At 58.4% G+C, this 21,394-nt stretch carries 20 protein-coding genes and 2 pseudogenes; 15 read left to right on the top strand and 7 right to left on the bottom strand.

Annotation, left to right across the window (positions count from 1 at the left end):
• The 3 genes from M5G26_RS25290 (at position 1) to M5G26_RS25280 (ending at position 3,616) form a co-directional block, all read left to right on the top strand.
• A complete protein-coding gene (locus tag M5G26_RS25290) occupies positions 1–1,161 on the top strand; it encodes an ABC transporter ATP-binding protein (protein WP_273916787.1) in 1,161 nt (386 codons plus the stop codon).
• Between the two features lie 137 nt (positions 1,162–1,298).
• Entirely contained in the window at positions 1,299–2,648 is a 1,350-nt protein-coding gene (locus M5G26_RS25285; RefSeq protein WP_150693291.1) for a carbohydrate porin, read from the top strand.
• Positions 2,649–2,761: 113 nt separating this feature from the next.
• Positions 2,762–3,616: a D-hexose-6-phosphate mutarotase gene (locus tag M5G26_RS25280; protein WP_007917868.1), complete on the top strand. Its 855-nt coding sequence runs from the start codon at positions 2,762–2,764 to the stop codon at positions 3,614–3,616.
• Between the two features lie 151 nt (positions 3,617–3,767).
• Here the strand turns inward: M5G26_RS25280 and M5G26_RS25275 are convergent, their stop codons facing one another.
• Positions 3,768–4,628, bottom strand: a complete 861-nt coding sequence (locus tag M5G26_RS25275; protein ID WP_171057240.1) for a MurR/RpiR family transcriptional regulator — start codon at positions 4,626–4,628, stop codon at positions 3,768–3,770.
• Between the two features lie 226 nt (positions 4,629–4,854).
• Between M5G26_RS25275 and zwf the strand changes: the two genes are divergently transcribed.
• From zwf to M5G26_RS25255, 4 genes are all read left to right on the top strand, one after another.
• Positions 4,855–6,321 carry a glucose-6-phosphate dehydrogenase gene (zwf, locus tag M5G26_RS25270; RefSeq protein WP_186614516.1) on the top strand — a complete coding sequence of 489 codons (1,467 nt, stop codon included), beginning with the start codon at positions 4,855–4,857 and terminating at the stop codon, positions 6,319–6,321.
• The gene (gene pgl / locus M5G26_RS25265) at positions 6,308–7,021 is read left to right on the top strand and encodes a 6-phosphogluconolactonase (RefSeq protein WP_273916786.1); all 714 of its coding nucleotides are present in this window, start codon (positions 6,308–6,310) and stop codon (positions 7,019–7,021) included. The genes zwf and pgl overlap by 14 nt, the downstream gene beginning before the upstream one ends.
• 17 nt (positions 7,022–7,038) lie before the next feature.
• Complete coding sequence (locus M5G26_RS25260; RefSeq protein WP_008082815.1) at positions 7,039–7,704, top strand: bifunctional 4-hydroxy-2-oxoglutarate aldolase/2-dehydro-3-deoxy-phosphogluconate aldolase; 666 nt, start codon at positions 7,039–7,041, stop codon at positions 7,702–7,704.
• 280 nt (positions 7,705–7,984) lie between these two features.
• Entirely contained in the window at positions 7,985–8,563 is a 579-nt protein-coding gene (locus M5G26_RS25255; RefSeq protein WP_273916785.1) for a hypothetical protein, read from the top strand.
• Here M5G26_RS25255 and M5G26_RS25250 read toward each other — a convergent pair.
• Positions 8,560–9,741, bottom strand: a complete 1,182-nt coding sequence (locus M5G26_RS25250) for an aminotransferase class V-fold PLP-dependent enzyme (RefSeq protein ID WP_273916784.1) — start codon at positions 9,739–9,741, stop codon at positions 8,560–8,562. The genes M5G26_RS25255 and M5G26_RS25250 overlap by 4 nt on opposite strands.
• 29 nt (positions 9,742–9,770) lie before the next feature.
• Complete coding sequence (locus M5G26_RS25245; RefSeq protein WP_003227425.1) at positions 9,771–10,007, bottom strand: DUF3820 family protein; 237 nt, start codon at positions 10,005–10,007, stop codon at positions 9,771–9,773.
• Between the two features lie 205 nt (positions 10,008–10,212).
• Between M5G26_RS25245 and M5G26_RS25240 the strand changes: the two genes are divergently transcribed.
• Positions 10,213–10,680 carry a ferritin-like domain-containing protein gene (locus M5G26_RS25240; RefSeq protein WP_016983691.1) on the top strand — a complete coding sequence of 156 codons (468 nt, stop codon included), beginning with the start codon at positions 10,213–10,215 and terminating at the stop codon, positions 10,678–10,680.
• 256 nt (positions 10,681–10,936) lie between these two features.
• Here the strand turns inward: M5G26_RS25240 and M5G26_RS25235 are convergent, their stop codons facing one another.
• Together M5G26_RS25235 and M5G26_RS25230 are read right to left on the bottom strand one after the other, a co-directional pair.
• Positions 10,937–11,407 carry a MaoC family dehydratase gene (locus M5G26_RS25235; protein ID WP_003227420.1) on the bottom strand — a complete coding sequence of 157 codons (471 nt, stop codon included), beginning with the start codon at positions 11,405–11,407 and terminating at the stop codon, positions 10,937–10,939.
• A gap of 43 nt (positions 11,408–11,450) precedes the next feature.
• The gene (locus M5G26_RS25230; protein WP_273916783.1) at positions 11,451–12,395 is read right to left on the bottom strand and encodes an alpha/beta hydrolase; all 945 of its coding nucleotides are present in this window, start codon (positions 12,393–12,395) and stop codon (positions 11,451–11,453) included.
• A 199-nt stretch (positions 12,396–12,594) separates the two neighbouring features.
• On the opposite strand from M5G26_RS25230, the gene fadD2 reads away from it, so the two are divergent.
• Both fadD2 and fadD1 read left to right on the top strand, forming a co-directional pair.
• Positions 12,595–14,283 (top strand): long-chain-fatty-acid--CoA ligase FadD2, encoded by a 1,689-nt coding sequence (gene fadD2 / locus M5G26_RS25225; RefSeq protein WP_273916782.1) that lies wholly within the window; start codon positions 12,595–12,597, stop codon positions 14,281–14,283.
• Positions 14,284–14,630: 347 nt separating this feature from the next.
• Complete coding sequence (gene fadD1, locus M5G26_RS25220) at positions 14,631–16,328, top strand: long-chain-fatty-acid--CoA ligase FadD1 (protein ID WP_134176761.1); 1,698 nt, start codon at positions 14,631–14,633, stop codon at positions 16,326–16,328.
• Positions 16,329–16,581: 253 nt separating this feature from the next.
• On the opposite strand, the gene M5G26_RS25215 is transcribed toward fadD1, so the two are convergent.
• A complete protein-coding gene (locus M5G26_RS25215; protein WP_007917843.1) occupies positions 16,582–16,959 on the bottom strand; it encodes a hypothetical protein in 378 nt (125 codons plus the stop codon).
• A gap of 197 nt (positions 16,960–17,156) precedes the next feature.
• On the opposite strand from M5G26_RS25215, the gene M5G26_RS25210 reads away from it, so the two are divergent.
• The 3 genes from M5G26_RS25210 (at position 17,157) to def (ending at position 19,005) form a co-directional block, all read left to right on the top strand.
• Complete coding sequence (locus tag M5G26_RS25210) at positions 17,157–17,348, top strand: CsbD family protein (RefSeq protein ID WP_093430455.1); 192 nt, start codon at positions 17,157–17,159, stop codon at positions 17,346–17,348.
• Between the two features lie 164 nt (positions 17,349–17,512).
• A complete protein-coding gene (locus M5G26_RS25205; RefSeq protein WP_007917840.1) occupies positions 17,513–18,463 on the top strand; it encodes a YihY/virulence factor BrkB family protein in 951 nt (316 codons plus the stop codon).
• A 2-nt stretch (positions 18,464–18,465) separates the two neighbouring features.
• Complete coding sequence (def, locus tag M5G26_RS25200; RefSeq protein WP_038362614.1) at positions 18,466–19,005, top strand: peptide deformylase; 540 nt, start codon at positions 18,466–18,468, stop codon at positions 19,003–19,005.
• A gap of 128 nt (positions 19,006–19,133) precedes the next feature.
• Here def and M5G26_RS25195 read toward each other — a convergent pair whose 3' ends face one another.
• On the bottom strand, positions 19,134–19,553 hold the full coding sequence (locus M5G26_RS25195; protein ID WP_150693299.1) for a GNAT family N-acetyltransferase: 420 nt from the start codon (positions 19,551–19,553) through the stop codon (positions 19,134–19,136).
• A gap of 325 nt (positions 19,554–19,878) precedes the next feature.
• Here M5G26_RS25195 and M5G26_RS25190 point away from each other — a divergent pair.
• Both M5G26_RS25190 and M5G26_RS29660 read left to right on the top strand, forming a co-directional pair.
• Positions 19,879–20,070: pseudogene (locus tag M5G26_RS25190) on the top strand (fatty acid desaturase); the annotation flags it as partial.
• Between the two features lie 546 nt (positions 20,071–20,616).
• Positions 20,617–21,393 (top strand): annotated as a pseudogene (locus tag M5G26_RS29660) (PAS domain-containing protein); the annotation flags it as partial.
• Position 21,394 lies beyond the last annotated feature (1 nt).

Below are 21,394 nucleotides of genomic sequence, written 5' to 3'. Positions count from 1 at the left end.
ATGGCAACGCTCGAACTTCGCAACGTAAACAAGACCTACGGTGCCGGCCTGCCGGACACCCTGAAGAACATCGAACTGTCGATCAAGGATGGTGAGTTCCTGATCCTCGTCGGCCCGTCGGGCTGCGGCAAGTCGACCCTGATGAACTGCATCGCCGGCCTGGAAACCATCACCGGCGGCGCGATCATGATCGGTGATCAGGACGTCAGCGGCATGAGCCCGAAGGATCGCGACATCGCCATGGTGTTCCAGTCCTACGCGCTGTACCCGACCATGAGCGTGCGCGAGAACATTGAGTTCGGTCTGAAGATCCGCAAGATGGCGCAGTCGGCGATCGACGAAGAAGTCGCGCGCGTGGCCAAGCTGCTGCAGATCGAACACCTGCTCAATCGCAAACCGGGTCAGCTCTCCGGCGGTCAGCAACAGCGTGTGGCGATGGGCCGTGCACTGGCGCGGCGGCCGAAGATTTATCTGTTCGACGAACCGCTGTCCAACCTCGATGCCAAACTGCGCGTCGAGATGCGCACCGAAATGAAACTGATGCACCAGCGCCTGAAAACCACCACGGTCTACGTGACCCACGACCAGATCGAAGCGATGACCCTGGGCGACAAGGTTGCGGTGATGAAGGACGGCATCATCCAGCAGTTCGGCACGCCAAAAGAGATCTACAACGACCCGGCCAACCTGTTCGTGGCGAGCTTCATCGGTTCGCCGCCGATGAACTTCATCCCGCTGCGCCTGCAACGCAAGGACGGTCGTCTGCTGGCGCTGCTCGACAGCGGCCAGGCGCGTTGCGAGTTGCCGATGAGCATGCAGGACGCCGGTCTTGAAGATCGCGAAGTGATCCTCGGCCTGCGCCCGGAGCAAATCGTGTTGGCGAACGGCGAGGGCAATGGCCTGCCGAGCATTCGTGCCGAAGTGCAGGTCACCGAGCCGACCGGTCCGGACACGCTGGTGTTCGTCAATCTGAATGACACCAAGGTTTGCTGCCGTCTGGCGCCGGACGTGGCACCGCAGGTGGGCGAGAACCTGACGCTGCAATTCGATCCGTCGAAAGTGTTGTTGTTCGATGCCAACACTGGCGAGCGCCTCGGCACTGCCGGGCAACCACAGACCGATGCGCGGTCTGCGAACGTGGCGCAATTCAAAGGCCGCTGAAGATCAATGCTGGAATGCGGTCATGTGGGAGCTGGATTCCAAAAGGAGCACGCGGTGGATTGCCTGTAATCCATCGCAATTTATGTAAACCGCGTTAGATAAAAACAGTTAATAACAATAAAGACGAGGATGTAGGGATGAAAAAGAAACACGTCAATGCCCGGTTGATCTGCCAAGTGTCGGCTGCGGCGGCCTTGGTGCTGGCCGGTAATGCCATGGCGGCGGATGCCTTCAGTTCCGATTCGAAATGGATGACCGGCGACTGGGGTGGCGAGCGTACCAAGCTGATCGAGCAGGGTATCGACATCAAGGCCGACTACGTTGGGGAAGTCGGTGGCAACCTGAACGGTGGCTACAACGACGACAAGACCGCGCGTTACGCTGACCAGTTCGGTCTGGGCGTGGCACTCGATCTGCAAAAGCTGTGGGGCTGGGATAACACTCAGGCGAAGATCCAGCTGACCAACCGTAACGGCTACAACATCTCCAACGACCGCGTTGGCGATCCGCGTGCCGGCACCCTCAGCTCCTCGCAAGAAGTTTACGGCCGTGGCCACATGGTGCGTCTGACCCAGTTGTGGATTCAGCACCAGTTCTTCGACAACAAACTCGACGTCAAGGCCGGTTACTTCGGTGAAGGCGAAGACTTCAACACCTTCCCGTGCGACTTCCAGAACCTCGCGTTCTGCGGCTCCCAAGTGGGTAACTGGGCGACCAACATCTGGTACAACTGGCCCGTCAGCCAGGCCGCGATCCGTGTGAAGTACAACATCAACGACGAGCTCTACGCGCAGATCGGCGCGTACAACCAGAACCCGTCGCAGCTGGAACACGGCAACGGCTTCAAGCTCAGCGGCAGCGGCACCAAAGGTACTGTGTTGCCGGTTGAATTGGTCTGGTCGCCGAAGGTCAACAGCCTGCCAGGCGAATACCGCGTCGGTTACTACAAGAGCACGGCCGATGCCGACGACGTTCGTGAAGACGTCAACGGTTTCGACGCGGCAACCACGCGCGACGCTTACAAAACCCACAGCAGCAAAAGCGGCTACTGGTTCGTGGCGCAACAGCAACTCACCAGCCACAACGGTGATGCTTCTCGCGGTCTGAATATCGCCGCCAACGCCACGTTCCACGACAAAGACACCAACTTCATCGACAACTATCAGTCGGTGATGTTTGTCTACAAAGGCCCGTTCGACGCGCGTCCGAAGGATGACGTCGGTATCGGTGCGGCGCGTATCCACGTCAACGATGACGTGAAGAAAAACGCCGAGCTGCTGAACGCTTCCAACGGTGTGTCGGACTACGACAATCCGGTGTTCTCGCCAATTCGTGAAACCGAATACAACTACGAGATCAACTACGGCTTCCACGTCACCAACTGGCTGACCGTACGTCCTAACCTGCAGTACATCACTCACCCGGGTGGTGTGGATGAAGTGGACAACGCATTGGTCGCTGGCCTGAAAATTCAGTCTACGTTCTAACGCGTCTGCGATAAGCTCCTCTCTATGTGCGCATATTTGCGGACAGCCAAGGCTGTCCGCTTTTTTTTGGGGCTGGCGCCGCCCGGTGAAAGTCGAGTTCAGGATCGTGGCAAATGCATGAGCATCCGCTGCAACGCTTCTTCAAATCCCTGCGTGAACAACCGGTGTTCGCCTGGGAGCGCTATCAGATGCGCGACGTGTTGGTGATCGATCACCCGCTGTGTCAGGCGGTGTTCAGTCGTCAGGGCGCGCAGTTGCTGCACTTTCAGCCGCGCGGGCAAAAGCCGTGGTTGTGGTGTGCGGCGAAGTGGCCGCATGTCGGCGCTATTCGCGGTGGTGTGCCGGTGTGCTGGCCGTGGTATGGCCGTCATCCGAGCGAAAACGCCTGGCCATCGCATGGTTGGGCGCGTTTGCTCGACTGGAAGTTGCTCGACAGCAGCAGCGCCGAAGATGGCGTGCGCCTGCACTGGCAATTGCAGCTGTGCGACTGGCAGGTTGACCTGCACGCACATCTGGGCGAACGCATGGAGTTACGCCTGAGCACCGAGCATCAGGACGACATGCCGTGCCAGTTGAGCCAGGCTTTGCATGCTTACTGGCGTATTGGCGATGTTGGTGAGATAGCGCTGTCTGGGCTTGAAGGTGCGCAGGGTTATGACCAGTTGAATCGCCAGGTTTGCCAGCAGGAAGGCGAGTTGCGGGTGGATGGCGGCTGTCAGCGGGTGTTCCAGCATGACGGCGAATTGCAGTTGAAAGATCACGCTTGGCAGCGTGAGTTGTGCATTGATACCGGCGACAGTGCGGACACGGTGGTGTGGCATCCGGGCGCGCGGCCGCTGTTGGGCGTGACGTGGGATGAGATTTCCGAGTTTGTCTGTGTTGAAGCGGCGGCGGGCGGGACGGACAGTCTGCATCTGGCGCCGGGGGAGAAGGCGCATTTGAGTTTGCAGGCGTGGGCGGCGGCTTGATGATCGTTCCCACGCTCTGCGTGGGAATGCCTCAAGGGACGCTCCGCGTCCAGTGACGCGGAGCGTCACGGGCTGCATTCCCACGCAGAGCGTGGGAACGATCAACCCCTGTAGGAGCTGCCGAAGGCTGCGATCTTTTACGCGAAGCGTCCTAATTAAACTCGTCACCCACCGGATACCGGCTCGCATTCAAGCTCTCTTTGATCTTGCGCAAATGCGGCTGGAAATCCACGCCACGACGCAACGTCATCCCCGTCGCCAACACATCCAGCACGGTCAACTGAATGATCCGCGAAGTCATCGGCATATAAATGTCGGTGTCTTCCGGCAACGGAATATTCAGGCTCAAGGTACTCGCCTTGGCCAGCGGCGAATTTTCCGCCGTCAAACCCAGCACCGAAGCGCCGTTCTCGCGAGCAATGCGCGCCACCTCGACCAACTCGCGCGTACGGCCGGTGTAGGAAATGATTACGAACAACTCACCGGTGTGCGCCACCGACGCAATCATCCGCTGCATCAGCACATCCGCGTGCGCGGTGACGGCGAGGTTGAAACGGAAGAACTTGTGCTGCGCATCCAGTGCCACCGGTGCCGAAGCGCCGAGGCCGAAGAAGTGGATCTGTCGCGCCTGAATCAACAGGTCGACAGCGCGGCTGATCAGGTTCGGATCCAGTGCCTGACACGCACTGTCCAGGGACGCGATGGCGCTGCCGAAAATCTTCTGCGTGTAGGCCTCGGGATTGTCGTCGGCCTCGACCGCGCGGCTGACATACGCCGCGCCGCTGGCCAGGCTCTGCGCCAGTTGCAGCTTGAGTTCGGGATAGCCGCTGACACCGAACGAACGGCAGAAACGGTTGACCGTCGGTTCGCTCACCGAGGCTGCCTGGGCGAGGGCGGCGATGCTGAAGCGGGTGGCCTGCTGCGGGTTGAGCAGGATCACCTCGGCGACTTTGCGTTCGGCCTTGTTCAGGTCTTCAAGGCGACTCTGGATCTGTTCCAGTAAATTTCGCACGCGGTCCATATGGAATTCCTAATTCACCTGCGCAAAGGTGCGCCGGGCTATGCAAATTGGGCCTTTGATATGGCCCGTAACGGTGGCCTATCCTACTGATGGCTCCGACCGACCACCACTCGGAATCTGTATTTTGCGAAAATGTTGTGGTTATTACTACATTTTCCCTTGAGTGATGCCTTGAAAAAAGGTATTTGTAGCTTAACTTGATAAAAGAACAAACATCATGCCTTCGATTACGGTTGAACCGTGCACCTTTGCCTTGTTCGGCGCGCTTGGCGATCTGGCCCTGCGCAAGCTGTTTCCTGCCCTTTATCATCTCGATGGCGCCGACCTGCTGCACGAGGACACGCGCATCATCGCGCTGGCCCGTGAAGAAGGTTCCCAGCAACAGCACATGGCGTTCATCGCCGCCGAACTGCGTCGCTATGTGGGCAAAGAGCTGAACGAGGCCGTCGCCGAGCGTTTTCTCGCACGCCTGACCTACCTGCACGTCGACTTCCTCAAATCCGAAGATTATGTGGCGCTGGCCGAACTGGCCGGCAGCACGCAACGCATGATTGCCTACTTCGCCACACCGGCAGCGGTGTACGGCGCGATCTGCGAGAATCTGGCGAAAGTCGGTCTGGCGGAAAACACCCGCGTGGTGCTGGAAAAACCGATCGGCTCCGACCTCGAATCGTCGCGCAAGGTGAACGACGCGGTAGCGCAGTTCTTCCCGGAAAACCGCACCTACCGCATCGACCACTACCTGGGCAAAGAAACCGTTCAGAACCTGATCGCCCTGCGTTTCGCCAACAGCCTGTTCGAAACCCAGTGGAACCAGAATTACATCTCCCACGTGGAAATCACCGTGGCCGAGAAGGTCGGCATCGAAGGCCGTTGGGGCTACTTCGACAAGGCCGGCCAACTGCGCGACATGATCCAGAATCACCTGTTGCAGTTGCTCTGCCTGATCGCCATGGACCCGCCGGCCGATCTTTCCGCCGACAGCATCCGTGACGAGAAAGTAAAAGTGCTCAAGGCGCTGGCACCGATCAGCCCGGAAGGCCTGACCACTCAGGTGGTGCGCGGCCAGTACATCGCCGGCCACAGCGAAGGCAAATCCGTACCGGGTTACCTCGAAGAACCGAATTCCAACACCCAGAGCGACACCGAAACCTTCGTCGCTTTGCGTGCCGATATCCGCAACTGGCGCTGGGCCGGCGTGCCGTTCTACCTGCGTACCGGCAAGCGTATGCCACAGAAACTGTCGCAGATCGTCATCCACTTCAAGGAACCGTCGCACTACATTTTCGCCCCTGAGCAGCGCTTGCAGATCAGCAACAAACTGATCATCCGCCTGCAACCGGACGAAGGCATTTCCTTGCGCGTGATGACCAAAGAGCAGGGCCTGGACAAAGGCATGCAACTGCGCAGCGGCCCGCTGCAACTGAATTTCTCCGACACCTGGCGTAGCGCGCGGATCCCCGATGCCTATGAGCGGTTGTTGCTGGAAGTGATGAACGGCAATCAGAACCTGTTTGTCCGTAAAGATGAAATCGAAGCCGCGTGGAAGTGGTGTGACCAGCTGATCGCCGGGTGGAAAAAATCCGGTGACGCGCCCAAGCCGTATGCGGCCGGGTCGTGGGGGCCGATGAGCTCCATTGCATTGATCACGCGGGACGGGAGGTCGTGGTATGGCGATATCTGATGTGCAACTGCCTGCGGGCGTGAACGCTCACGAATTCAAGAGCCCGGTGCTGTTGGCCGAAGGTCTGGCGCTGAACGTCGCCAAGCAATTGAGCGACGCCATTGCGGCACGCGGCAACGCGGTGCTGGTGGTGTCTGGCGGTCGTAGCCCGGTGGCGTTTTTCCAGCACCTGGCCAAGCAGGATCTGGACTGGTCGAAGGTCGTCGTGACCCTCGCCGACGAACGCTGGGTGCCGGTTGAACACGCCGACAGCAATGCCGGTTTGCTCAAGCAATACTTGCTCAAAGGCCCGGCGGCCAAGGCGCAGTTCCTCAGCCTTTATAGCGCGGCGGCCAACGTCGAGCAGGCTGCTGAACAGGCTGATCGATTGCTCGCGGAATTGCCGCCGATTGACGTGCTGGTGCTGGGCATGGGCGATGACGGCCACACCGCGTCGCTGTTCCCCGACAGCCCGAACCTGACCGAAGCCTTGCAAGCCGATGGCACACGCCGTTGCTGGCCGATGCTGGCGCCGAGCGTGCCGCGTCAGCGCTTGACCATGAGCCGTGCGCTGCTGGCTTCGGCCCGGCACAAGATTCTGTCGATTTCCGGTCAGTCGAAACTGATCACCCTGAATGCCGCACTGGCATCCGACGACGTCGCCGCCATGCCGGTGCGCGCGTTTCTGCAACCTACGTTAGAGATTTACTGGTGCCCATGAGCCAAGGAACAGCCGCTATGACAACCCCATCCCCGACCGTTTCCATGGCGGACAAAGTTGCCCTGATCGACAGCCTCTGCGCCAAGGCGCGGATCCTGCCGGTGATCACCATCGCTCGCGAACAGGACGTGCTGCCACTGGCCGACGCCCTGGCCGCCGGTGGCCTCACCGCGCTGGAAGTGACCCTGCGTTCGCAGTTTGGCCTCAAAGCCATTCAGATCCTGCGCGACCAGCGCCCGGAACTGATGACCGGCGCCGGCACCGTACTGGATCGCAACATGCTGGCTGCTGCCGAAGCGGCCGGTTCGCAATTCATCGTCACCCCGGGCATTACCCGTGACCTGCTGGAAGCCAGCGTCGACAGCCCGATTCCGCTGTTGCCGGGCATCAGCAACGCCTCCGGCATCATGGAAGGCTATGGTCTGGGCTATCGCCGCTTCAAGTTGTTCCCGGCGGAAGTCAGCGGTGGCGTGGCGGCAATCAAGGCCCTCGGCGGCCCGTTCGGCGAAGTGAAATTCTGCCCGACTGGCGGCGTCGGCCCGGCCAACATCAAGAGCTACATGGCGCTGAAAAACGTCATGTGCGTGGGCGGTAGCTGGATGCTTGATCCGGAGTGGATCAAGAATGGCGACTGGGCGCGTATTCAGGAATGCACCGCAGAGGCGTTGGCGCTGCTGGACTGATTGTTACCAGACACTTCGTTGTGTGTTCTACGGCTTTACGGTGCGCTTGGTCGGTGCACCGTTTTTTTTTGCCTGAAAATTGCTATGTAGAAGCTATGTAGGAGCTGTCGAGTGAAACGAGGCTGCGATCTTTTGACCTTGCTCTTGAGCGCCAACATCAAAAGATCGCAGCCTTCGGCAGCTCCTACATCGACACCGTTACGACGCGATACATAGTTACCGCACAGCCGCGTTGGCGTGGCGCTAATCTGCGTTCATCTTACGGAAGAGAGAACGCCTCATGGACGACCATCAATCAGCAGACTTGCCCCATCAGCCTCTTCGGCAACGGCAAACTCATATCCCTGGCAGCTTCGATTGGCGCAAAACCGAAGGCAAGGTGCGCAACATCAGTGGCGGCATCGAAGGCCTGCCCTTGGTTTTACGTCTGGCCCTGGTCGACGCCATGACCGGTGAGCCAGTGGTTGGCGCCCAGGTCCGGATCGAACAGGACATTGGCGCCGACAGCCTGTGCGGCGCCCAGTCGACCGACAGCCAAGGCATCGTGCGGTTTACCAGTATTTACCCGGATCAGCACTCTGGCGGGGCCTCGTGCATCGCCATGACCGTGTGCATCGCCAGTGATGATCAACACCCGCAGTCACATCAGGAGGCCTGGGCTGGACGGCTGCATCTTCCGGATGTCTGTAGCTGTGAAACGGCGGGGGATGATGCTTCGCGACTGGTGTTGCGACCGATTGGCGAGGAAGGTCTTGAGGACGGCTACTTCGGCAGCCTGACGATCGGCGTCGACACCTTTGCGGTGTCGTCGCAGATCGGCCTTGCTGGCTACGAGAAGTCCACAGGCGCGGTGTTTTAGCGCAGTTCGTTCAGCGCCCGCACCAGTAACTGCATGTCGGCAGCGGTGGTGGTCAGCCCCGGTGTAATGCGGATGCTCGGCCCGCTGGCGGCGCCGTTGCGCACCACGGTGAAAAGGTTGTAGTCGTTGAGCAGACGCTCGGCCATCGCCTGTTGATTGTCGTGGCGGGTGAAGCGCAGCGATGTGATGCCGCAATACAGCCGTGGATCGTCTGGCGTCATTACCTCGATACCCGGCAAATGCCGCACCGCGCTGACCCACAGATTGCGCAGATAATTGACGCGAGCACCCTTGGCCGGCGCACCGCCGAGGGAGCGGTGCTCCTCGAACACCAGCGGCAAGGTCATCAGTGCTGGAATGTTGGGCGTGCTGTACGACGTGCGCGCACGGATATCATTGGCCGGGTAATGCATTTCATCCATGTCCGGATCGATATCGGCCAATCGTTGCGGGGCGATATAGAGGAAGCCGAGGGTGAGTGGCGCGCCGATCCATTTGTGTAGGTTGAATCCGGCGAAAGAGATGCCCAGTGCTTCAAGATCGAACTCGATCTGACCGAGCGCATGGGCGCCGTCGAGGATGACATCGACGCCATGCTCTTTGGCGAGCGCGGCGATGGCTTGTACCGGCATGACCAGGCCGGTGCGGTGAGTGACGTGAGTCAGGGCCATCAGCTTGATCTTCGGGTGGCCGCTGAACGCTTCGCGGTAAGTCTCCAGCAGGCTGTCGTAACTCGCCGGATGCGCGTGGGCAATCTCGATCACCTCGGCACCACGATGTCTGGCCAGCCAGCGCATGGCGCCTTTGACCGTGTCGTATTCCAGATCACTGATCAGCACCTGATCGCCCGGTTGCAAGCGGTTGTAGTTGCGGATCAGCGACTGCAGACCTTCGGTGGCGTTACGGGTGAAGGCTACGCTCTGCGCGCGTACGCCTATCAGCTCGGCCAGTTGCGCACGGATATCGAGGTTGTCGTGCTGCTCGAAACGCTGGCGCACGTACACCGAATTGCTGGTGTTGATCAGCTCGATATTGCGCTGGTATTCCTCGATCACCGTGCGCGACATGCGCCCGAAATAACCGTTTTCCAGGTTCACGGGGCCGGGTTGAACGTCGTAACGGTCGGCGAACGTTTGCCAAAAGGCTTCGTCACGGGCGCGGCGGGTGTTGTCGGGCATGGTCGGCTGACTCTAGAGAGGAGGGCGCTTCAATGGCGCGGGGCAGGTTTGCCGTGTTTGGCGCGCAGCGGTTCGAGCAAGTCCGAGAGGCCGTTATGGTCGATCTCCTGCATCAGCGCGAGCAGGCCGCCGAGTTCGCCGTGAGGGAAACCTTCACGGGCAAACCAGTTCAGGTACGGCCCCGGGAGGTCGGCAATGATCCGGCCCTTGTACTTGCCGAAGGGCATTTCGCGGGTGATCAACAGTTCGAGTTTTTCGGGATTCATCAGTGAGATCGCCTGGCTTCAAATCAGCTTGGAAAATACAGGCATTCTGCATGCAGGCCAAATGACAGATCATGCAAATAACCGTGATACAGATAGTTCACTTATCTTTAAATCATTGATAATTAAAGAAATTCTATAAATAAAAAAGCTGGCACGCACACTGCAACATCCCTTGCATCTTCAACCAATCGCAAGGAATTGAAAAATGACCGACATGAATAAAGAAGCCATCTCTGTACTCAATGACCTGATTGAAACCAGCAAGGACGGTCAGGAAGGGTTCAAGACTTGCGCTGAAGACATCAAGCATCCAGAACTGAAAACCCTGTTTGTCACCCGCTCTGCCGATTGCGCAACCGCTGCAGCAGAACTGCAAGCCGAAGTTCGCAAGCTGGGCGGCGATCCGGAAACTTCCACCAGCGTCAGCGGCGACCTGCACCGTCGCTGGGTCGACGTCAAAGCCATGTTCACCGGCAAGGACGAAGAAGCTGTGCTGAACGAAGCCGAGCGCGGTGAAGACCATGCGCTGAAGGCTTACAAAGAAGCCCTCGAGAAAATCAGCAAGCACAATCTGGTAGGTATTCGTGACCTGGTTGAACGCCAATACCACGGCGTACAACGCAACCACGACCAGGTGAAAGCCCTGCGTAACCAGGCTCGCGCTCGTTCTTAAGCGCTTGTCGGTTATAAAAAACGCCAGCTAGTCTGGCGTTTTTTGTGTCTGGAAAAAGCAGAAGCCCCTCACCCTAGCCCTCTCCCGGAGGGAGAGGGGACTGACCGAGGTGGCTGTTGGAGATACACCGACTTTAGCGATCTGAGGTGAACTCAGGTTTTGAAAAGCACGAAGATCGGCTCCCTTTCCCCCTCGCCCCCCTGGGGAGAGGGCTGGGGTGAGGGGGAAAAGCTTTACCTGACACCCCGCTAATCAATCAGCCAATGCTAATCGCCGGCAAAGTCGGCAACGTCACCGTCTGCTGCTTACGCGGCGCCAGAATCTCCGCCTCGCCATCCACCACCAACTCATCACGCTGGTTGAACACGCGCGTGGCAATGCGTACACGAAACTTCGGCAGCTTCTCGAGGATTTCCAGACGCACTGTCAGCGTGTCACCGATCTTCACCGGCTTCTGAAAACTCATCTGCTGACCGATATAAATAGTGCCCGGCCCAGGCAGCTCGCAGGCAACGGCGGCACTGATCAGCGCGCCACTGAACATACCGTGAGCGATACGCTCCTTAAACATGCTCGCGGCGGCAAACTCGGCGTCCAGGTGCACCGGGTTGTGGTCGCCCGACATCGCGGCAAACAGTTGAATGTCGCGCTCTTCGACGGTCTTGCTGTAGCTGGCGGTCTGGCCGACTTCAAGGGCTTCGTAAGGGATGTTGGTAACCTGGGTCATCGGTCTCGATTCCTGTGACGGATTCAGTGAATCCACTAAAAATTTATTCGCTGCGCTGAGGGCGCGGATGGCTCAGGGCCTGATCGATCCAGGCCAGCACATCAGCGATCACTTCGTCGCGGTTGGTTTCGTTGAACAATTCGTGCCGCGCCTGCGGGTAAATCTTCAATTGCAGGTGCTGGCTGCCGGCCGAGCGCAAGGCATTGGCCAGATCTGTCAGACGCTTGCCTTCACTCACCGGATCACATTCGCCGCCGATTACCAGCAGCGGCAGGCCCGGGTCGATCTGCGCGAGATTGGACGCTTTGCTGATCTGCTGCAAGCCGCCGAGCAGGTCGATCCACAGTTGATTGGTACAGCGAAAGCCGCACAACGGGTCATTGGCGTACAGGTCGACTTCGGCGGGATCACGACTCAGCCAGTCAAAGCGTGTGCGCACCGGTTTGAATTTGTTGTTGAACGAGCCGAACGACAACCATTCGATCAACGCGCTGCGGCCCTTGCCACCCTGGCGCAGTTTCTCCACACGGGCGATCTGCCGCGCAGCGCGGTACAGCGCAACGGGCTGAAAGTTGGAACCACTGAGGATCGCCCCGTGCAGGCTGGCGCTGTGGTGCAGCAGATAACCTTGGGCAAGGTAGCTGCCCATGCTGTGGCCCAGCAAGATGATCGGCACGCCGGGGTGCTGTTGGCCGATGTGTTGGTTGAGGCTGGCCAGATCGCCGATGGCTTTGCACCAGCCATCATCATCGGCGAAGTGGCCGAGGGTACCGTGATTGGCGGTTTTGCCATGTCCGCGCAAATCCGGGGCGTACACGCCATATCCTTTGTCGCAAAACGTGTCGGCCAGTCGTGCGTAGCGGCCGCTGTGTTCCGCCATGCCATGGGCCAGCAGGATCACCGCTTTCAATGGCGCGGCGGGCAGCCATTGATTGACGAAGAGGCGGCTGCGGTCACTCGCGTCCAGCCATAGGGTGTCGTGGATCATGGCGATTCCTTTGCTCAGAGTCGGGACATTGTATAGCGCGTCTGATCAGCCCACGCCACGGCAGGAAGATTCACACGGTCAATGACGGCTTTGTCCATATTTGCCTCAATGGCCATAACTGCTAGTGTCCGTGAAGCTCCGCTTTTTCAGAAATGACAGAAAGCGGCCCGGATCGGCTCAGGTAAAGAGGACAAGAACAATGCAACCTGATTTCTGGAACGATAAACGCCCGGCCGGCGTACCGCTGGACATCGACATGGGTGAGTTCAAGTCGGTGATCGAGGTGTTCGAGCGTTCCTGCAAGAAGTTCGCCGATCGCCCGGCGTTCAGCAACATGGGTATCACCCTGACCTACGCCGAACTCGAGCGCCAGAGCGCCGCCTTCGCCGGTTACTTGCAGGCGCATACCGATCTGGTCCCGGGGGATCGCATTGCGGTGCAGATGCCCAACGTCCTGCATTACCCGATTGCCGTATTCGGTGCACTGCGTGCCGGGCTGATCGTGGTCAACACCAACCCGCTGTATACCGCGCGGGAGATGCGCCATCAGTTCAAGGATTCCGGCGCACGGGCGCTGGTGTACCTGAACATGTTCGGGCAGAAAGTCCAGGAAGTGCTGCCCGACACCGATATTCAATACCTGATCGAAGCGAAGATGGGCGACCTGATGCCCACCGCCAAGGGCTGGCTGGTCAACACTGTGGTCAGCAAAGTGAAGAAGATGGTCCCGGCGTATTCGCTGCCGCAGGCGATCTCTTTCAAAAGCGCACTGCGTATGGGCCGCGGCCTGGGTATCAAACCGCTGAAAGTCAGCCTCGACGACATCGCCGTGCTGCAATACACCGGCGGCACCACCGGGCTGGCGAAAGGCGCGATGCTGACCCACGGCAATCTGGTGGCGAACATGCAGCAAGTGCGCGCCTGTCTCGCCCAGCTCGGCCCGGACGGCCAGCCGCTGCTGCGCGAAGGCCAGGAAGTGATGATCGCGCCGCTGCCGCTGTATCACATCTATGCCTTCACCGCGAACTGCATGTGCATGATGGTTTCCGGCAACCACAACGTGCTGATCACCAACCCGCGCGACATCGCCGGCTTCATCAAAGAGCTAAAGAACTGGCGCTTCTCGGCGCTGCTGGGCTTGAACACCTTGTTCGTGGCGCTGATGGATCACGCGGATTTCAAGACCCTCGATTTCTCCAGCCTGAAGCTCACCAACTCCGGCGGTACCGCGTTGGTCAAAGCCACCGCCGAGCGCTGGGAGCAGATAACCGGTTGCCGCATCACCGAAGGTTACGGCCTGACCGAAACCTCACCGGTGGCCTGCACCAACCCGTACGGCGATCAATCGCGGCTGGGCACGGTTGGCCTGCCGGTGCCGGGCACGTTGCTCAAAGTCATCAACGATGACGGTGTCGAGCAGCCGATGGGCGAGCGCGGCGAGTTGTGCATCAAAGGTCCGCAGATCATGAAGGGCTACTGGCACAAGCCTGAGGCCACGGCCGAAGTGCTGGATGCCGAGGGCTGGTTCAAGTCCGGTGATATCGCGGTGATCGATCCGGACGGTTTCGTGCGCATCGTCGATCGCAAGAAGGACATGATCATCGTCTCCGGTTTTAATGTGTATCCGAACGAGATCGAAGACGTGGTGATGGCCCATCCGAAAGTCGCCAACTGCGCAGTGATCGGTGTGCCGGACGAGCGTTCGGGCGAGGCGGTGAAGCTGTTTGTGGTGGCGCGGGAAACCGGGGTCAGTCTTGAAGAGCTCAAGGCTTACTGCAAAGAGAATTTCACTGCGTATAAGGTGCCGAAACACATCGTGTTGCGTGAGTCATTGCCGATGACGCCTGTCGGGAAAATTCTGCGGCGTGAGTTGCGCGATATCGCTTAAAGACCAGAAGCGAAAAGATCGCAGCCTGCGGCAGCTCCTACAGGAAAAGCATTCCAGGGTAGGAGCTGCCGAAGGCTGCGATCTTTTGCTTTAAGTCCCCGAAAACCGGGGCTTCAAAGGTGTTCTAGGATTTTTGCTCTAAAATGACTGCTAGATAGTCTTGAGTCATGATAATGACTGTAGGGGCCGCTTTTGGCTCTAGTCGACCCTTGGCAAAGCTGCTACTCTCGGCGCGCTTTGTGACTTCTCGGCCTATATAAAAGCCAGATTCACCAATACCAAACACACACCAATAATAATCGCATCAAATGCGGTGAAGAATTCGCGTTGCTGAGGAGTGGGCTTCCATGATCGAAGACTTTTGGAAGGATAAATACCCGGCTGGAATTGCTGCCGACATCAATCCGGACGAGTATCCGAACATTCAGGCAGTGTTGAAGCAATCCTGCCAACGCTTCGCCAACAAACCGGCTTTCAGCAACCTGGGCAAGACAATCACTTACGGTGAATTGTACGAATTGTCCGGTGCGTTTGCCGCGTATCTGCAACAGCATACCGATTTGCAGCCCGGCGATCGAATCGCCGTGCAACTGCCCAACGTTCTGCAGTACCCGGTGGCCGTCTTCGGTGCTATCCGCGCCGGGCTGATCGTGGTCAACACCAACCCGCTGTACACCGCGCGGGAAATGGAACACCAATTCAATGACTCCGGTGCCAAAGCCCTCGTTTGCCTGGCAAACATGGCGCACCTGGCCGAAGCCGTGGTGCCGAAAACCGGCGTCAAACACGTCATCGTTACTGAAGTTGCCGACCTGCTGCCGCCGATCAAGCGTCTGCTGATCAACAGCGTCATCAAGTACGTGAAGAAAATGGTCCCGGCCTATCACTTGCCAAAAGCCGTCAAGTTCAACGACGTGCTGAGCAAGGGCCAGGGCCAGCCTGTGGCTGAAGCCAATCCCGACAGCGGCGACGTTGCCGTGCTGCAATACACCGGTGGCACCACCGGCGTAGCCAAAGGCGCGATGCTGACCCATCGCAACCTCGTTGCCAACATGCTGCAGTGCAAAGCGCTGATGGGTTCCAACCTCAATGAAGGTTGCGAGATCCTGATCACGCCGCTGCCGCTTTACCACATCTACGCGTTCACCTTTCATTGCATGGCGATGATGCTGATCGGCAACCACAACATCCTGATCAGCAACCCGCGCGACCTGCCGGCGATGGTCAAGGAACTGTCGAAGTGGAAGTTCAGCGGTTTCGTCGGCCTCAACACGTTGTTCGTGGCGCTGTGCAACAACGAAGGTTTCCGCAAGCTGGATTTCTCCGCGCTGAAAGTCACCTTGTCCGGCGGCATGGCCTTGCAACTGGCCGCTGCCGAGCGCTGGAAAGCGGTCACCGGTTGTGCCATTTGCGAAGGTTATGGCATGACCGAAACCAGCCCGGTGGCCACGGTCAACCCGATCCAGAACATTCAGATCGGCACCATCGGTATTCCGGTGCCATCTACTTTGTGCAAAGTCATCGACGATAACGGTGTCGAGCAGCCGCTGGGTGAAATCGGCGAACTGTGCGTCAAAGGCCCGCAAGTGATGAAGGGCTACTGGCAGCGTCAGGAGGCCACCGATGAAATGCTCGACAGCGAAGGCTGGCTGAAGACCGGTGATATCGCGCTGATCCAGCCGGACGGCTACATGCGCATCGTCGATCGCAAGAAAGACATGATTCTGGTCTCCGGTTTCAACGTCTACCCGAACGAACTGGAAGACGTGCTGGCGACCCTGCCGGGCGTGTTGCAGTGCGCGGCCATCGGCGTGCCGGACGAGAAGTCGGGCGAGGCGATCAAGATTTTCATCGTTGCCAAGCCGGGCGTGACCCTGACCAAAGAGCAGGTAATGGATCACATGCGTGCCAACGTCACCGGCTACAAGGTGCCGCGTTCGGTGGAATTCCGCGATGCGCTGCCGACCACCAACGTCGGCAAGATTCTGCGTCGTGAGCTGCGCGATGAAGAACTGAAGAAGATCAAGGCCAAGTCCGCCGCTTAAAAACACGAAGCCCCGCAGATGCGGGGCTTTTTGTTGGTGTATGCGGGAGAGTTTGCAGTGTCCGGTAAATCCTACCCCCTCACCCCAACCCTCTCACCCAGGGGGGCGAGGGGGAAGGGAGCTGATCGGGGGCTTTTCAGAATCTGAGTTCGACTCGATATTTCAGGTCGGTGTACCTCGTCCAGACACCTAGGTCAGTTCCCTCTCCCTTGGGAGAGGGCTAGGGTGAGGGGAAAAGGGGACAGCACAAATCCTACTGACGGAACGGCGCAAAATTCACATTGGTCCCCGCCGGACGCATGTCCTGCAGATACGAATCCTTGTCTGCACTCAATTCCAGGCTCAACGCCGCTTTACGCTTGCCTTCGTTGCGAATCACCAGCCCTTCAAGCTTTTCACGCAGGAACACCGTCGGCACTTTCAGATGCAGCAATTCGTCAGTGGCTGGCGTGTGCATCAGCAGGTGAATCCACTCGTACTGACCGATGGCCAGACGCGACACCGGCAAGTCGAACCACCAGATGTTGCGGTTACGGTTCAGTTCGGCGAAGTGGCAGTTGTTGGTGCCGAGCACGGCACCGCCCAGTTCCTTGTTGCGTCGGGCGATGGCCTGCGTTTTATCGAGTTTCATAACATTCCTGCGGGATCAGTTCCTGGCGCTTGGCGCCCATATGTTGCGCATTCTCGGGGCTACGCACGCAAACATAAAGCCCAACCTGCACGCCGCGACGAAATGAATCCTCGAAAATAAATGAAACTTGGCGCAAACCCGGCCAGTCAATCATTACGTACTGACTTTTCCCCCTAATTGCACCAAGGAGAAACACCATGAGTAGCACAGGCGATAAAGTAAAAGGCATGGCCAATGAAGCGGTCGGCAACATCAAGCAAGGCGTCGGCAAAGCCACCGACAACACCAAGCTGCAAGCCGAAGGCAAGATTCAAGAGAAAAAAGGCGAAGCCCAGCAAGCCGTCGGCAAAGCCAAGGACGCGGTCAAAAAAGGCGTCGACAAGGCGTAATTCAGCCTTGAACGAAAGACATGAACGGCCATCCAAGGATGGCCGTTTTTGTGTCAAAAGCCTGCAGCAACCCGACGAGGTTCGCCAAACAGGCTACCGTGATGTAAAAAACGGCCCCTGAGTCGCCACGACTTCAACCTGTATTGCGGCGAAAGGAGACGCGAATGATTTTTCCGGACATGAAAGGTCTGCCCCTGCACCGGGTGATGGTGCGCACGGTCACTGAATTTGTCGACGACGAGATGTCGACCTATGCCTCGGCACTGGCCTACCAGATGCTGTTTTCGCTGTTCCCGTTCATTCTGTTTCTGATCGCTCTGATCGGCTTCCTGCACCTGCCGGATTTCTTCTCCTGGCTGCGCCTGCAATCGGAACTGGTGTTGCCCCCGCAGGCGCTGGAGCAGGTCAATCCGGTGATCGACCAGTTGCAGCAATCCAAGGGTGGCCTGCTTTCCGTCGGTATCGTCATCGCCCTGTACACCGCCTCCGCGGGCGTGCGCTTGATGATGAGCGCGATGAACGCCGCGTATGACGTGGTCGAAGGCCGGCCGATCTGGAAGCGTTTCCCGCTGTCGATTGTCTACACCGTCGGCATTGCCGGCATGCTGCTGGTGGCCGCCGCGCTGATGGTGCTCGGGCCGCAGGTGATGGGCTGGATTGCCGCGCAGGTGGGGCTGGAAGACTTCATCGTCACCGTGTGGACGATTGCACGCTGGCCCGTGATCGTGATTCTGATGATGGTCGCCGTGGCGCTGATCTACTACGTGATGCCGGACGTGAAACAGGAATTTCGCTTTATCACCCCAGGTTCGGTGCTGGCCGTGGTGGTGTGGATCATCGCCTCGTTGGGCTTCGCTTTCTACGTGAAAACCTTCGCCAACTACAACGCGATGTATGGCAGCATCGGGGCGATCATCGTGCTGTTGCTGTATTTCTACATTTCCGCCGCGGTGTTGTTGCTTGGCGCCGAGATGAATGCGGTGATCGAGCACATGTCCAGCGAGGGCAAGGACGCGGGTGAGAAAGTCCCCGGCGAACTCGATGAACATCCCAAACAACACGTCTCGGGCCTGGGCCGCGATCATTCGCTCAAGCCGGACACTGACGAAGTCTGATCATGATCCGTGAAATTCTGAAAATGGGCGACGAGCGCCTGCTGCGTATCGCCCCGCCAGTACCGGCCGAGATGTTCGACAGCCCTGAGCTGTGGCAGTTGATCGACGATATGTTCCAGACCATGGAAAGCGTCGGTGGCGTTGGCCTGGCCGCGCCGCAGATCGGTGTCGATCTGCAATTGGTGATCTTTGGTTTTGAACACAGCGAACGTTACCCGGACGCTGAAGCGGTGCCGCAGACGATCCTGATCAATCCGTTGATCACGCCGTTGAGTCCGTTGACGGAAGAGGGCTTTGAAGGGTGTCTGTCGGTGCCGGGTTTGCGCGGTGCGGTGGATCGTTATCAGCAGATTCGTTACGAAGGGTTTGATCCGAAGGGCGAGCCGATTGTGCGCACGGCGTCGGGCTTCCACGCACGTGTTGTGCAGCACGAATGCGATCACCTGATCGGCCGGTTGTACCCGTCGCGGATCACCGACTTCAGCAAGTTCGGTTTTACCGAAGTGATGTTCCCGGATCTTGATCCCACAGCAGACGACTGATCCAAGACCCAGCACATATCCCTGTGGGAGCGAGCCTGCTGGCGAATGCGCAATATCAGTGACAGATCTGTGACTGGCACACCGCTTTCGCGAGCAGGCTCGCTCCCACATTGGTTTTGCATTGCACATCAGGATTGAGCAGGAATCAGCTCCATCGCAATCATCGGCTTGCTCCGCGCATACCGGCTCAACCGCTCGGCCATCGCCTGGGGCAGGGCCGGATCGAAGGTGAACCCGCGCCGTTCATAAAATTCACGCAAATCCGGATGACAGAACAGCCACACCGGCTCGCTCACATCCTGCACCGCCGCCGCGATCAGCTGCGCGGCCAGCCCTTGTTCGCGACACCCCGGGTCAACAAATAACCCGGTCAACCAGTGCCCGCCCGCCACCGGCCGCAAGCACAACGCGGCAACAATCTCGCCCCGTCGCGCGACCCACAATTGCGCATCGCGAACGGCTTTCATAGAGGACTGGTGGCTGCGGTAAAACTTGTTCATCAACGGCCAAAGCGACTCGTCGAGCAGGCTGTATTGGGTGTCGGGCATGGGATCGGACTGTCGGCGTGCAAAGCGGCGATTATAAAAGAACGCACGGCTCTGGATAGGTGTATACCTGACCTCACATCCCCTGTGAGTGGAGTACGCATCATGTCCAAAGGTATGGATTCAAAGAATGCCGCGAAGAAGAAACCGGCCAAGACCGCGATTGAAAAGCGCGCGGAGAAGAAAGCCAAGAAAGTCGACATCTTCGGCCATTGATCACGCCTTTCCGGAGCCCGGTTCTCGGGCTCCTGCCTGAACCTGAAAATAATCTGCAAGATTGCGCAGCGTCGTTGCACAGATGGGCAAGAATCCCGTTCCGAGCAACGCCATGCCCCATTACTTCGACGCCGCCCATCGTCAGCAGATCGAAACCCTGCGCCAACGTTTCACTGCCCGTACCGAGTGGCCGACCTGGCTGTTACTGATCGGCGTCTATGGCGGCTGGTTCGCTATTGTTCTTAATAGTCATTGGCTGGGCCGTGCCTTGAGCACCTTGCTGCTGATTCCGCTGTTGTTTTTGTAGCGCTACAATTTTTGCCTTCGCGAGCAGGCTCGCTCCCACAGGAGAGACGCATTCCAATGTGGAGCGAGCCTGCTCGCGAAAGCGTCTGCCCCGGCAACAATTCTCCCGGCGCTGAACCGTTTCTTGTGCAAAAAGTGCCAGATACTGGCCGACTAGTGGCCTTGCGCAGGTCTTGGCACTGGCTATGCTTCTCGTAACTAACTATGTCGACCGTCATGTCAAAACATGGCTGAAACACATCGTTGGTCCGTGAATTCATGCTGCCAGAGTGCGCAACCCAAGGCACCGACACTGAACCAACAAGGAGCGTCGCTTACATGGAAGTTCTTCAACGCGTTAGGGCTGGCCCGCGTGCGGGCTATCAAGAGAAGGATGTCTTGATTAGAGCGTCGCTGCATGGACGCTCCGATTGATCATCATTTATCACCTGACAACTTCCTCCCGTGGAGGAATGCGTGTGCCTGTTCTGTGGAACGTAGTGGTGGATCGTGAAAGAAACGAACTTTCATCAAATCAAAAGTCCGCGCGGAAGGTGATACAACCATGTTCAACCTACATCACAAGGCTGACCTGCAGGAAATCGAGCGCTTCAGCTGCGCCCTGACCGAGGCCAATGCCAAGTTGGCCGCCATCAGCCGTTCGATGGCAATGATCGAGTTCAGCCCTGACGGTATCGTTCTGGATGCCAATGAAAACTTCTGCAAGACCATGGGCTACAGCGCCGATGAAGTACGCGGCAAACATCACCGGGTGTTTTGTGAAGAGGCTTTCTATCGCAGCGAGGAGTACGCCAAATTGTGGCGTGACCTGGCTCGCGGTGAGCCGATCAGCGGGACTTTTCTGCGTTTGAACAAGGCCGGCAGGGAAGTCTGGCTCGAAGCCAGTTACATGCCGGTGTATGGCCCGGACAAGCAAGTCCAAAGTGTGATCAAAGTAGCTGCCGACATCACCGCTCGGGTGAATAAAGAACACGAAGAAGAAAGCATGCTGGCAGCGATCAGTCGCTCCATGGCGGTGATCGAGTTCACCCCGGAAGGCAATGTCATCACCGCCAACGACAACTTCCTCAAGACCATGCAGTACTCGCTCAACGAAATCGTCGGCCATCATCACAGCCTGTTCTGCCATCGCGCTGAAGCCGAGTCCTCGCAGTACAAGGCATTCTGGGCCTCGCTCAATCGCGGCGAATATCACTCGCACCGTTTCGAGCGCAAGAACAAGTCGGGGCAGATGGTTTACCTCGAAGCCTCGTACAACCCGTTGTTCGACGCCAAGGGCCGCTTGTACAAAGTGGTCAAGTTCGCCAGCGACATCACCCATC

The sequence above is a fragment of the Pseudomonas sp. TNT2022 ID642 genome, assembly GCF_028656995.1.
Classification (GTDB): domain Bacteria; phylum Pseudomonadota; class Gammaproteobacteria; order Pseudomonadales; family Pseudomonadaceae; genus Aquipseudomonas.
Note: the sequence above shows the minus strand (reverse complement) of the source record. Positions and strands in the feature narration are given on the sequence as shown.